Annotated in this window: 10 protein-coding genes; 7 read left to right on the top strand and 3 right to left on the bottom strand. The window is 74.2% G+C overall.

What is annotated here, in order from left to right; all coding sequences use genetic code 11:
* The first annotated feature begins 6 nt into the window (after positions 1–6).
* Together Drose_RS10225 and Drose_RS10220 are read left to right on the top strand one after the other, a co-directional pair.
* On the top strand, positions 7–423 hold the full coding sequence (locus Drose_RS10225; protein ID WP_260727930.1) for a hemerythrin domain-containing protein: 417 nt from the start codon (positions 7–9) through the stop codon (positions 421–423).
* Between the two features lie 55 nt (positions 424–478).
* Positions 479–1,402, top strand: a complete 924-nt coding sequence (locus Drose_RS10220) for an AraC family transcriptional regulator (protein ID WP_260727929.1) — start codon at positions 479–481, stop codon at positions 1,400–1,402.
* A gap of 60 nt (positions 1,403–1,462) precedes the next feature.
* On the opposite strand, the gene Drose_RS10215 is transcribed toward Drose_RS10220, so the two are convergent.
* Positions 1,463–2,197 (bottom strand): TetR/AcrR family transcriptional regulator, encoded by a 735-nt coding sequence (locus Drose_RS10215; protein WP_260727928.1) that lies wholly within the window; start codon positions 2,195–2,197, stop codon positions 1,463–1,465.
* Between the two features lie 85 nt (positions 2,198–2,282).
* Between Drose_RS10215 and Drose_RS10210 the strand changes: the two genes are divergently transcribed.
* The 5 genes from Drose_RS10210 (at position 2,283) to Drose_RS10190 (ending at position 10,713) form a co-directional block, all read left to right on the top strand.
* Complete coding sequence (locus Drose_RS10210; protein ID WP_260727927.1) at positions 2,283–3,590, top strand: fibronectin type III domain-containing protein; 1,308 nt, start codon at positions 2,283–2,285, stop codon at positions 3,588–3,590.
* Positions 3,591–3,657: 67 nt separating this feature from the next.
* A complete protein-coding gene (locus Drose_RS10205) occupies positions 3,658–6,261 on the top strand; it encodes a fibronectin type III domain-containing protein (protein ID WP_425545099.1) in 2,604 nt (867 codons plus the stop codon).
* A 9-nt stretch (positions 6,262–6,270) separates the two neighbouring features.
* Entirely contained in the window at positions 6,271–7,278 is a 1,008-nt protein-coding gene (locus tag Drose_RS10200) for an AAA family ATPase (RefSeq protein WP_260727925.1), read from the top strand.
* 13 nt (positions 7,279–7,291) lie between these two features.
* Complete coding sequence (locus Drose_RS10195; RefSeq protein WP_260727924.1) at positions 7,292–8,440, top strand: DUF58 domain-containing protein; 1,149 nt, start codon at positions 7,292–7,294, stop codon at positions 8,438–8,440.
* Positions 8,434–10,713: a DUF3488 and transglutaminase-like domain-containing protein gene (locus Drose_RS10190; RefSeq protein ID WP_260727923.1), complete on the top strand. Its 2,280-nt coding sequence runs from the start codon at positions 8,434–8,436 to the stop codon at positions 10,711–10,713. Before Drose_RS10195 ends, Drose_RS10190 begins: the two co-directional genes overlap by 7 nt.
* A 67-nt stretch (positions 10,714–10,780) precedes the next feature.
* On the opposite strand, the gene Drose_RS10185 is transcribed toward Drose_RS10190, so the two are convergent.
* Both Drose_RS10185 and Drose_RS10180 read right to left on the bottom strand, forming a co-directional pair.
* Positions 10,781–11,419 (bottom strand): nucleoside/nucleotide kinase family protein, encoded by a 639-nt coding sequence (locus Drose_RS10185; protein ID WP_260727922.1) that lies wholly within the window; start codon positions 11,417–11,419, stop codon positions 10,781–10,783.
* Positions 11,416–12,237, bottom strand: coding sequence for an SDR family oxidoreductase (locus Drose_RS10180; protein WP_260727921.1), 822 nt, complete (start codon positions 12,235–12,237; stop codon positions 11,416–11,418). Before Drose_RS10180 ends, Drose_RS10185 begins: the two co-directional genes overlap by 4 nt.
* Positions 12,238–12,459 lie beyond the last annotated feature (222 nt).

The following is a 12,459-nucleotide window of genomic DNA, read 5'->3' as shown; positions in this document are numbered from 1 at the left end:
CGGATCATGGAGCAGTTGTTCGAGAAACTTCGCTCCGGCACCGGTGACCGCCGGCAGTTGCTCGACGAGTGCGCCGCACGACTCACCGCGCACAGCCACGCCGAGGAGCAGAAGGTGTACCCCGCGCTCGCCGAACTCGACCCGAACGTCCGCGACGAGATCCATCACGGCGCCGACGAGCACCACCAGGCCGAGCGGATGCTGCACGACCTGCAGCGGATGTCAGCCGGCGCGCCGGAGTTCGAGGACCTGCTCGACGAGTTCATCGCCGCGGTGCGGCGCCACGTCGAGAAGGAGGAGACCGAACTGCTGCCGGCGCTGCGGGACGCCGTCCCCGCCGCGCGGCTCGAGGAGCTCGGTGCCGCCTTCGAGAAGATCCGGCTCCAGGAACTCGAGGTCGCGGGACTCGGCCTGCGGCGCTGACCACGTCGTCGGCGGGCTTGCCGACTCGCCCGGCTTCGGTACAGTCGGGCTGGTCATGGTCAGTTCCGGCCCGTCCTTCCGGCCCCCGGGCACGCCGGTCGCCGCGTCGCGGTTCCGCACCGGCGGCCCGGTCGCCGCCGCGCGGCTCAGCGACCTGCCGCTCGACCGGACGCCGCAGCGGACCGAGGACCACGTCGTCATGCTCGTCAGCGCCGGGCAGGGCACGCACACGCTCGACTTCGTGACGTATGCCTGCCGCCCGGGCACGCTGCTGTGGGGCCGTCCCGGCCAGGTGCACCAGTTCGGCGGCCAGGCCGGCTTCGACGCCACGGTGCTCGCGTTCTCACCCGGCATCCTGCCCTCGCTCGGCGAGATCGAAGGGCTGCGCGAGCTGGTGGCCGACCCGTTCGCCCCGACCTGCTGGCAGCCGGCCGGGGAGGACGAGGAGGCGATCGTCGCGGAGATCGCGCAGATCGGCGTCGACCAGGTGCGATACGGCGCGACACGGCTCGGCGCGGCGCTGCTGGCGCACTCGATGGCCGTGCTGCTCATGCGGATCGCGGCGCTCGCGCCGCCCCCGCCGCTCGGGCCGGCGGCCCTGCTGGTCGGGCTGCTGCGGGCCGAGCTGGAGCGCGACGTCCGGCACCGCCGGGTCGAGGACTACGCGGAGACCCTGCGCTGCTCGGTGCGCACACTCACCCGCGCCGGCCTGGCGGTCACCGGCCGCAGCGCCAAGCAGCTCGTCGACGAGCGGGTGGCGCTGGAGGCCAAACGGCTGCTCGCGACGGGCGACGAGCCGGTCGCCGACGTCGGGCGGCGGCTGGGCTTCGACGAGCCGACGAACTTCGGGCGGTTCTTCGCCCGCGAGACCGGCCAGTCGCCGGGCGCGTTCCGGGCGATGCTGCGCCGCTCCCCCGCGCCGCGGGTGCCGCACCAGCGCTCGGCGCTGCCGGGCCGCCTCACGCCGCGGTCGGCTTGACACCTGTTCCACGGCTGGGTGCGCGCCGGTCCTGACCGGCGCGCGGACACGCGACAGGCGCTACGGCGTGCTGCGGCAGCCGGCGGCCATGGCACCGACCATGCCGGTCGGCGCGCCGTCGAGCTCCAGCGCGGCCTCCTCGCGGCCGACGAAGGGGACCAGCGTGAAGTACGAAAGCGTCGGCAACAGCGCGGGCAACTGCTCGACCCTGCCGGCGGCGACGTAGCGGTACACCGTCGCATAGATCCCGCCCACGATCGTCTCCACCAGCTCCTCCGGCATCGGCAGGGCGGCCGCCTGTGGCGCCTCGGCGAAGAACCGGTCGAACCGGCGCAGGAGCCGGGCCCGCTCGGCGCGGGCCGGCGGCCCGGCGGCGTCGATCTCGACCACCGCCACCACGGCGAACGCCGGCAGCTCGGCGAGCACCTGGAGCATCACCCGCAGTGCGGCGCGGGCGCCGTCCCGCCACGCCGGCTCGGCCAGGTAGGCGCGCTCCATCAGGGTCAGCAGCAGGTCGGTGCCGTGCCGATAGGTGGCGATCAACGCGTCTTCCTTGCCGGCGAACAACGCGTAGAAGGCGGGCCGGGTCACGCCGGCCGCGCGGCAGATGTCGCTGACCGTGGCGTTCGCGTACCCCTTCTGGGCGACCGTGTGCACCAGCGCGTCGAACAGCCGGTCGCGCTGGTTCGCGGCGATCTCCTCCGGCGGCACCCGGCTGGGGCCGCGTTTGATCGCCCGCGCGGGATCGCGCCCCTCACGCGCACCCGGCAGCGGGGCCAGGGGTTCGTCTGCCATCGGACAAGTATCGATCGTGGCGGCAACCGCCGCCCGGCCGGCGTCGGGGTGGCGCCCGGGGCGCCGGACAGGGCAGAGTATCGGCGTGTCGTCGTACGCCCAGCTCGCCAACGCCGTCCAGGGTGCCCGGGCGGTCGCGACGCAGGGTGACGTCCGTGGTGCCTTCGCGCTGCTCGGCCGGGCGCTCGACGCGGCGACCACGACCCTCGGCCACGACGATCCCGACGTGCTGTCGGCGACCGGCCTGCTCGCCAGGTTCCACGCCGACCTCGGCGAGCTCGCCGACGCGCGGCGCTTGCTCGAGGAGGGGCTCGCGGCGGGACACCACCGGCTCGGCGACGGGCACCCGGTCATGCTCGACCTGGCGTACGAGCTGGCCCGCGTCGCCGACGAGCTCGGCAACGTCTACGAGGCCAAGCGGCGATACGGGCAGTTGGCCAGGTTCGGGCCGCAGGCGCTCGGCGAGGACCACCCGGGCGTGCGGGCGGCACGGCGGTATCTCGGGCTGGACGACGATGCCGGCACCGGGGCGACCGTCCGGATCCCGCACGTCCCGCCGCCGGCGACGTTCGATCCGGTGTCCCCGCCACCGGCGGCGGCGTCCGGTCCGGCACCGGCGCGGGGCGGCGGGGAGCGGGCGGGGGCGGTGGGCGACGCCGGTCGATTCGACCGGGAGGCGTGGCGGCAGGACGAGCCCGGCGTGTTCGAGCGGGTCGACCAGGCATCCGGCCGAGCGCCCGGGCCGGTGCCGGCGCCGCCGCGGTCCGAGACCGAGGCGTCCGCACCGGCCCGGCAGGAAGCACCGCAGGAGATGCCGGCTTGGCAGGAGACGCCGGCCTGGGCCGGTGCGCAGGCGTCCGGGCCGCCTTGGCCGAGCGGCCGGGCGAACGAGCCGATCGCCCAGCCGGTGCCGCCCGCCGCGACCGGCACCGGGCCACGGCGGCGATCACCGCTGGTCGCCCTGCTGGTGATCCTCGTCGTCGCCGTCCTCGGCGGCGTGACGGCGGCGACGGTCTCGTTCCTGGTCGCCAGGCGCGACGATGCGGCACAGCCGCGCCGGCCGGTCACGTCCCAGGCATCGGCGCCGTCGTCGGCGCCCGCCTCGAGTGCCGGTGCGCCGGGCAACCCGAAGGCGCCGGGATCATTGAAGCTGCGGGACGACCGCACCTCCATCACCCTGACCTGGGTCGACCCGTCGAAGGGCAGCGTCCCGTTCATCGTCGCGGGCGGCCAGCAGGGGTCGCTGCGGCAGCTCCAGGTGCTCGCGGCGGGCTCCACCACGTACACGATCAACGGCCTGAACCCGAAGCTCGACTACTGCTTCACCGTCGCCGCGGTCTACGACACGAACAGCGTCGAACTGTCGGACCTGACGTGCACGAAGAGAGCCTGACACGCACCGTATCGGCAAATGCACGCAACGCACCCGGCGGGTGTGCCGGCGCATCGACGGGAATATGATGGGCCCGGTTTCGGGAGGTGGCCGGATGGTGACGATGCGCCAGCGTCCGCGGAAGAGCGGCGGGCTCGTGACGGTCAGCACCATCGTTGGCCTGGTCGCGGTCCTGGGCCTGACCCTCTTCGGCACCGGTGCCGCCAACAACGCGGTGGCCAGCTTCGACGTGAGCTCCTGGCTGTGGAGCAACGACAAGGGCGAGGTCGCCCGGGTCAACGGGGTCACCGGCAAGGTCGACACCCGCACGAAGATCACCGATGCGCAGGGCCACACGATGCAGGTGTCCCAGAGCGACCGGTTCGTGATCCTGCGAGACCTCAACACCGGCAAGATCAGCGTCCTCGATCTGTCCAGCCTGACGCTCGGCGCGACGACCCAGTCGACGCCGGGCCTGGGCGTGACCGTCGCGGTGCACGACGACGTCGCGTTCATCGTCGACGCGGTGCAGGGCCTGGTCCGCCAGCTCGACCCGGCGACGCTGCTGCCGGTCGGCGAGACACTGACCTTCCCGCCGGGGATCACCGGCGGCGCGTTCGACGACAGCGGCCGGCTGTGGCTGCTGGTCCCGTCCGAGGGCACCGTGGTCGCGGTCAAGCCGTCGGCGCGCCGGCCGAGCGCGAGCGCGGGCGGGCAGGGCGGCTCGGCCGATCCGAGCGTCGTCAAGACCGTCGGCGTCGCCGACCCGAGTCACGACCTGGCGCTGTCCATCCTGGACACCGGCGTCGCCGTGCTCGACAAGACGTCGACCACGCTGACGACGCTGCGCGGCGACGCGGTGCGGAAGGTGCCGCTGCGCCTGGCGGGCAACGGCGCGATGCCGCAGCGCACGGTCGGCGGCGACGTGCCGGTGACCGTGGTCGACGACCGGCACGTCTACGTGGTCAACGGCGCCGAGGTCACCGACTTCACGGTGCCCGGCGACAGCCCTCAGCTACAGCCGTGCGTGGCGTGGTCGGGCCGGTTCTACTGCGCCGACGACTCGTCCGGCACGGTCTACGTGCTCGACGCGCGGGGCAAGGCGCTCGACCCGATCAAGATCCAGGCCGGTGGCAAGGCGCTCGAGCTGGACGTCCGCGAGGATCGGATGTTCATCAACGCACCGGGCGGCTCGACGGCGCGGGTCGTCGACGAGCAGCACCGGGTGCGCACCGTGGACAAATACGCCAACGACGTCGTCGGCGGCGACGCGCCGCCGGTCCCGCCGCCGCCACCGCCGGCCAAGCCGCCGGTCGGCCCGCCCGGCGCACCTCCGCGGGTCACCGCGACGGCGGGCAACGCGCAGGCCCGGGTGACGTGGGCGGCCGCGCCCGCCAACGGCAGCGCCGTGACGAAATACGTCGTGGAGGGTGACGGCACGGTCCACGAGGTCGGTGCCAGCCAGCGTTCGCTCGACATCGCCGGCCTGACCAACGGCCAGACGTACAAGTTCACCGTCTACGCCGTCAACGCGAAGGGCAACGGGCCGAAGCGCGCCGCCAACCCTGTGGTGCCGACGTCGGAGGTCCCCGACCCGCCGATCAGCGTGGCGGCGACCGCCAACCCCGACGGCACCGTGACGGTGACCTGGCCGGCCGCGAACGGGCAGGGCCACAAGATCGCCAGATACGTGGTGACGTCGGTGTCGACCGGCGAGTCGAAGACGTTCGAGACCGGGCAGCCGACGCTGACGGTGCCGGCGGGCGAGTTGACGTACGGCACGCAGGTCGCGTTCCGGGTGGCGGCGATCAACGACATCGGCGCCAGCTCGACGCAGTCGCCGCTGAGCCCGTCGGTCGTGCCGTTCAACAGGCCGGCGGCGCCGGGCGGGCTGACCGTCAAGGCGGTGGCGACCAAGCGCGGCTCGGTCGTGGCCACCTGGCGGGCGCCGCAGGACAACGGCGCGCCGATCACCGGCTACGAGGCGACCGTCAACGGGCAGAAGCAGACGCTGGGCACGGCGCCGACGCACGAGTTCGGCGGGTTCAAGGACGCCGAGCACGTCACGGTCCAGGTGCGGGCGATCAACAAGGCGGGTCCGGGCGCACCGGCGAACGGCGCGGCCGACACGCTCGCCCAGCCGAAGATGACGGTCGACACGGCCAACAGCACCGCCGCGCTCAACTCGATCACCGTGCGCTTCACCGCCACCGACGGCGGCGGCGCTCCCGCGCGGTGCCGGCTCGACGTCGCCGGGGCCGGCGCGACCGAGGGCGCCTGCTCCGGCTCCCTGACAATGAACGGGTTGTGGCCCGCGACGGCGTACACCTACACGGTGACCGTGACGAACGCGGCCGGCATGACCGCAAACGGCACCGGGTCGCTGACCACGCCGACATATCGGGGCACGGTCGTGTGCACCGTCACGAGCTACTGCGGGCGCGGCGCGCCGAACGGCGGCATCTGGGTCTACCGGACCCCGTCGCAGAACGGCACCGCGGTCGGCGACGTCTACGCGCCGGACAGTTACGTGGCGATCTGCCAGACCAACACCGGCACGTCGATCAACGCCGAGCCCTACGGCGGGAAGCGCAGCACCGTCTGGATCAAGATCCAGTTCCAGGGTGAGAACTACATCCCGTATGCCTGGTTCAATCTCCCCAACGGCACCGGGCCGTTGAAGCAATGCTGATGGAGCACCATGACCACCCCCGCGACACCGTCCGACCTGCCCGCCGACGCCGGCCCACCCGGCATCGAGGAGATCGCCGCGGCGGCCGACCTGGTCGGCCGGCTCGCCCGCAACGTCGAGTCCGTCGTGCTCGGCAAGCCGCTGGTCGTGCGGCTGACGATGACCGCGCTGCTGGCCGAGGGGCACGTCCTGCTCGAGGACGTGCCCGGCGTCGGCAAGACCACACTCGCCCGGGCGACAGCCGCGAGCGTGCAGGGACAATGGCGGCGCATCCAGTTCACGCCCGACCTGCTGCCGTCCGACGTCACCGGCGTCACGATCTTCAACCAGGCGACGCGGGGCTTCGAGTTCCACCCGGGGCCGGTGTTCGCCAACATCGTCATCGCCGACGAGATCAACCGGGCGTCGCCGAAGACGCAGTCGGCGCTGCTGGAGGTTATGGAGGAGCGATACGTCACCGTCGACGGGGTGCGGCACGCCGTGCCCCGGCCGTTCCTCGTGGTCGCCACGCAGAACCCGATCGAGATGGACGGGACCTACCGGTTGCCCGAGGCGCAGCTCGACCGGTTCCTCATGAAGCTCGCCGTCGGCTACCCCAGTGAGGCCGTCGAGATCGAGGTCCTGCGCGGTGCGGTGACCCGCTCACCCGAGGCGCTCGACGCGGTCACCGACACGCAGGCCGTGGCGCACCTGGTCCGGTTGGCCCGGCGGATCCACATCGCCGACCCGCTCTACGGCTACGCGGTGCGGCTCGCCAACGCCACCCGCGCCCACCGGCAGGCCCGGGTCGGGGTCAGCCCGCGCGGCGTGATCGCCCTGACCCGGGCGGCGTGCGCCTACGCGTTGATCGACGGCCGCGGCTACGTCGTGCCCGAGGACCTCAAGGCGCTGGCCGAGCCGGTGTTCTCGCACCGGCTGCTGCTCTCCCCCGACGCGCAGGTCCGCGGCGTCGCCCCGGGCGACGTCGTGCGCGAGGTGCTCGACACCGTGCCCGTGCCCGCACCGGTCGCGGTCTGACCGGCCGGGACCGATGCGTGTCACCGCCCGGGGTGCCGGACTCTGCGCCGCCGCTGTGGCGCTCCTCGCCACCGGGCTGCCGCTCGGCTACCCGCACCTCGCCGTCGTCGGCACGGCCTGCCTGGTGGCGCTCGCGTTCGCGGGCGGCTACGTCTGGTGGCGGCCCCGGCTCACGGTCACCCGGGAGGTCGAGCCGGACCGGGTCATGCGCGGCGAGTCGAGCACCGTCACGCTGCACGTCGGCAACAGCAGCCGGCTGCGCGGCGCGACGCTGATCGCGCACGACCGGTGCGGGGCGGCGGCGGTGCCGGTACCACTGCTGCGGCTGACCGCGGGTGGGACGACCACCGCCGGTTATCCGGTGCCGACGGCCCGGCGCGGGGTGGTCACGATCGGGCCGCTGCGCGTGGTGCGGCGCGACCCGCTGGGGCTGCTGGCGCTGTCGCGCGGCTACGGCGGGGTGAGCACCGTGTGGGTGTACCCGAAGGTGCACCACCTGAGCGCGGTGCCGTCCGGTGTCGCGCGGTCCCTCGACGGGCGGTTCGACCGGGTGCCGCACGGCAGCATCACGTTCGACACGCTGCGGGAGTACGTCGTCGGCGACGAGCTGCGGCATGTCCACTGGCGCACCACCGCCCGGATCGGCGAGCTGATGGTCCGCGAGCACCTCGACACCAGCCTGCCGCGGCTGGTGGTGCTGCTCGACGACCGGCTCGCGGCCTACCCGGACCGCGATCGGGACCGGCAGTCGGCGCACTTCGAGTCGGCGTGCGAGGGCGCGGCGTCGATCGTCATGGCCGCGTTCCGGGAGGAGCTGCCGGTGGTGCTGCGCCTGGTCTCCGGCGCGCACGCCGGCGGCCGCGGCAGCCGGGGCTTCCTGGACCTGCTCGCGGAGGCGGAGCCGCACGACGACGACCGGCTCGACACCACCGTCGCCGAGCTGCGCACCCGGCGCGCCGGCGACACCCTGATCTACCTCACCGGGCCGGGCGGGGCCGCCGACCTGGGCCGGGTCGGAACGCTGCGCGGGGCCTACGCGACGGTGGTCGTCGGCGCGTTCGGCGTCGACGAGGCCCCGGCCGCGCTCGACCGCCTGGTGGTGCTCACCGCCCGCGACGGCGTGGACTTCGCGAGCGCCTGGGACGGGGTGCGGTCGTGGTGAGACGGCTGTTCGTCCCGGTGGCGCTGATCGGCATGCTGGTCCTCGCCGGGCTCGCGCTCGCGCCGATCTACAACGGCACGCTGCTCCCGCTGCTCGTGGCCGCCGCCGCGGCCGGGTCAGTGCTCATCAGCGTCGCGGTGCGACGGCTGCCGGCCTGGACCGCCGCGCCCGCCTCGATGCTCGGCCTAGCAGCGCTGACGTTCGTCGCGGTGCGGGTCTCCGCGCAGGCCGGCCAGATCCCGGGCGGCTTCCCCGACGTCGCCCGGGAGGCGCTGCGCAACAGCATCCCGCGGCTGCTCACCGCGCTGATCCCGATCGAGCCGCAGCCCGACACCGTGGTCCTGCCGGTGATCGCCACGTGGCTGGCCGGGCTCGCCGCCGCCGAGGTCGGCGTTCGGCACGGGCGGGTGCTGCTCTCGTACACCGCGCCGACGCTGCTGTTCGGTGGCGCGCTGTACCTCGTCGGCCCGGACACCACGGCCGCCGCGGCGACGACGTGGGTGCCGCTCGCCTACGCCGCGTTCGCGGCGCTCGGCCTGATCGTCACCGCCCGCGACCCGCGGCCCGTGGCGGAGACGACCGAGGTGCTCACCGCCGCCGACCGCCGGACGCTGCGGCTGCGGATCGGCGTGGGCGCCGCCGCCGGCCTGGCGATCATCGTCGCGCTGTCCCTGCTCGTCGGGCCGACCGTGGCCGGGCAGGGGAACTCCACACCGGTCGACCCGCGCGGTCTCGTCACCCCGCCGCAGCTCGACTCGCTCGACGAGAACCCGCTCGTGCGCCTCTCCGGCTGGAACCTCGACAAGGACCAGCACCTGTTCGACGCGGTCGTCACGCCCGGGCCGGGCGCCTCGCCGGACCCGGTGATCCGGCTCGCGGTGCTCACCGACTACGACGGCGTCACCTGGCGGATCGGCTCGGTCTACCGCAACGCCGGCCGCGTCCTGGGCCGGCCCGAGGGCAGCGGTCCCGAGGTGACGCAGGAGATCACCATCGACGAGCTCGGCGGCCGGCTCATGCCCGGCGTCGCGACCCCGCGGCGGGTCGACGGGGTGCGGGTCGCGTTCGACGCCGAGACCGGCACGATCGCGTACTCCGAGAGCCTGCACAAGGGCCTCGCGTACACGGTCACCTCCCGGCAGGAGCCGCGCCCCGACGACCAGGCGCTGTTCGTCGCCGAGGTGCCGGCCGCCGAGGAGGCCGGCCGCTTCCTCGCCCTGCCGGGCAGGGTGCCCGATGCGATCGGCCAGCTCTCGTCCCACCTCGGCGAGGGCGTCTCCAACCCGTACCAGCGCGCGTTCGCCATCCAGCAGTGGCTCGAGGACCACTACAAGCTCGTCGACGACGCACCGAGCGGCCACGCCTATCCCAACGTCGAGTACTTCCTGTTCGGCCCCAAGCAGGCGGGCGGCCAGAAGGGCACGTCCGAGCAGTTCACGGCCGCGTTCGCGGTGCTCGCGCGGCTGGCCGGCCTGCCGACCCGCGTGGTGGTCGGCTTCCAGCCCCGCAAGGGCGACCGGGCGATCCGCGGCGGCGACGCGGTCGCGTGGCCGGAGGTGCTGTTCCGGGACTACGGCTGGGTGGCGTTCGACCCGCGGCCGAAGTCCGACTCCGTGCGGCGGCCCGTCGAGGACGACTTCAAGCCCAAGGCCCCGCCGTCGCAGCCGCCGCCCCAGTCGGTGCCGCCCGCCTCGGTCTCCGCGAGCCCGCAGCCGTCCCGCTCGGCTTCCGCCGCGCCACCCTCCGCGCCGGAGTCGTCCGGCACCACGACGGTCGTCGCGGTGGTGTCCTCCGCCGCCGTGACGGTGCTCGTGCTGGCGTTCTTCGCGTCGGTACCGCTGGTGCTGCGCACCCGTCGCCGCCGGCGGCTGGAGGAGGGTCCTCCGGCCGCGCGGATCGACGCAGCCTGGTCGGAGGTGCTGGTGGGCCTGCGGATGGCCGGCCGGCCGGCACCGCCGCACCTGACGGCGCGGGAGATCGCGCACTACGCGGGCACCGCCGCGGTGGCGCAGGCGCACGCCAAGGACCGCCGCCCCGCCGTGCGCCCGCCGGTCCCTCCGGTGGACGAGCTCGCCGAGCTGGTCAACGCGGTCGCGTTCGCCGGTCCGCAGACGGTGGGCGGCCGGCCCGCCGGCCCGGCCGACGAGCAGGCGCGACGGGCGGCGGCGCAGGCGGTCGCCTACGTCGACGAGCTGCGCGACCGCCGCCCGTGGTGGCGCCGCCTGCTGTGGACGTTCGACCCCCGTCCGCTGCGCTGGCTCCGCCGCCCGTGATCATGCCCCAACCAACGTGACCTGCTGCGCGAACTGGCCGCCCGCTACGAGCGGGCAGCGGGCGGCGCTACGACCGGGTCAGGATGAGGTCCGCCCGGTCGCGGGTCCGCGCGATCGCCACCGCGTTACGCTCGTCGCTGCGCTCGACCCAGTCCCGTGCGTCGTGCGGGTCGAGACCCTTGGCCAACTGCCGGCGCACCAGCGAGCCCTGGCGCACGGAGGCGGGCGCGTCGAGGTACAGCACGAGGTCGAGCAGGTCGCGCACGGACGCCCACGGGCCGTGGTCGAGCAGCAGGTAGTTGCCCTCCACCACGACCACCCGCACCGCGGACGGCACCGGGATCACGCCGCCGATGGACTCGTGCAGCGTGCGGCTGTAGCTGGGCGCGTAGACGAGATCCTCCCCGTCCCGCAGCCGGCGCAGCAGGTGCACAAACCCGGCGGCGTCGAACGTCTCGGGCGCGCCCTTGCGGCCGGCCAGGCCGAGCCGGTCCAGCTCCACGTTGGACAGGTGAAACCCGTCCATCGGTACGGCCGCGCTGGACAGTCCGTCGTGGAGGTTCAGGGCGTCGGAGAGCGCGGTGGACAGCGTGGACTTGCCGGCCGCGGGCGGCCCGCAGATGCCGATGAGCGACCGGCCCTCCCGTCCGCGGACGAAGGGCACCACCACATCGAGTGCGGGGTCGAGGACGTCCGGGTGCCTCATGAGTCGCGCGCGGGGTCCGGCGCCCCCATCGACGCCGCCAGCCCGCGCATGCCCGCGAGCCACCGGTCGGTGTCGGTCGCGCGGTGCAGGTAGTACTTGGCCACCTCGGGATGCGGCAGGATGAGGAACCGCTCCTCGGCGAGCCCGGCGACGGCCGCCTCGGCGACGGCCGAGGGCGGCAGGACCTGGCCGCTGGCGGCCGTCACCCGGGCGCCGACGTGACCGGCGGTCAGGCCCTCCTGGAGCATCGGCGTGTCGACGCCCTGCGGGCACAGGGCGCTGACCCGGATCCCGCGGGCGCCGTAGGTCACGGACAGCCACTCCGCGAACGACACCGCCGCGTGCTTCGTGACCGCGTAGGGCGCGTCGCCGACCGCGGTGAGCAGCCCGGCGGCCGAGCAGGTGTGCAGCAGGTAGCCCTCGCCGCGCTCCAGCATCGACGGCAGCACCGCCCGCGCGGAGTAGACGTGCGACATCACGTTGACCGCCCACGCGCGGGACCATGCCTCGTCGGCGGCCTCGAGGCCCGCGCCGGTGGTGATGCCGGCGTTGGCGCAGAAGAGGTCGATCCGGTCATACCGCTCCAGGGTCTCCTCGACGAGCTCGGCGACCTGCCCCTCGCCGGTGACGTCGGCGGCGACCCCGATCGTCTCGACCGGGAGCTCGGCGAACTCGGCGGCGACCGCGGCCGCCGCGTCCCCGTCGAGGTCCGCGAGCACCAGCGCGGCGACCTTCTCGGCGACGAACCGCCGGGCGAGCGCGGCGCCGATCCCGCCCGCGGCGCCGGTGATGACGACGACCCGTCCCTCGAGGTTCACGACGCGGCCCCCAGTTTCCGCAGCGTGTCGACGGTGAGCGGAACCGTCAGCCCCCATCGACCGGCCATGTGCCCTCCGCTCCCTCCGGCCGCCCATGATGACCGCCCCCTCCGCTTCGGACCGGTCATGCACCGATCATCCCCAGGAACGCGGCGACGTGGCAAGCACAACCGTGGAGTCGGCTGTCCGCCAGGCACTTTGCGGGCGGTGACGCGGCGACGT

Source organism: Dactylosporangium roseum (assembly GCF_025264685.1).
GTDB lineage: Bacteria > Actinomycetota > Actinomycetes > Mycobacteriales > Micromonosporaceae > Dactylosporangium > Dactylosporangium roseum.
The sequence above is the reverse complement of the archived record's forward strand: the minus strand, read 5'-3'. Positions and strand labels throughout refer to the sequence as shown.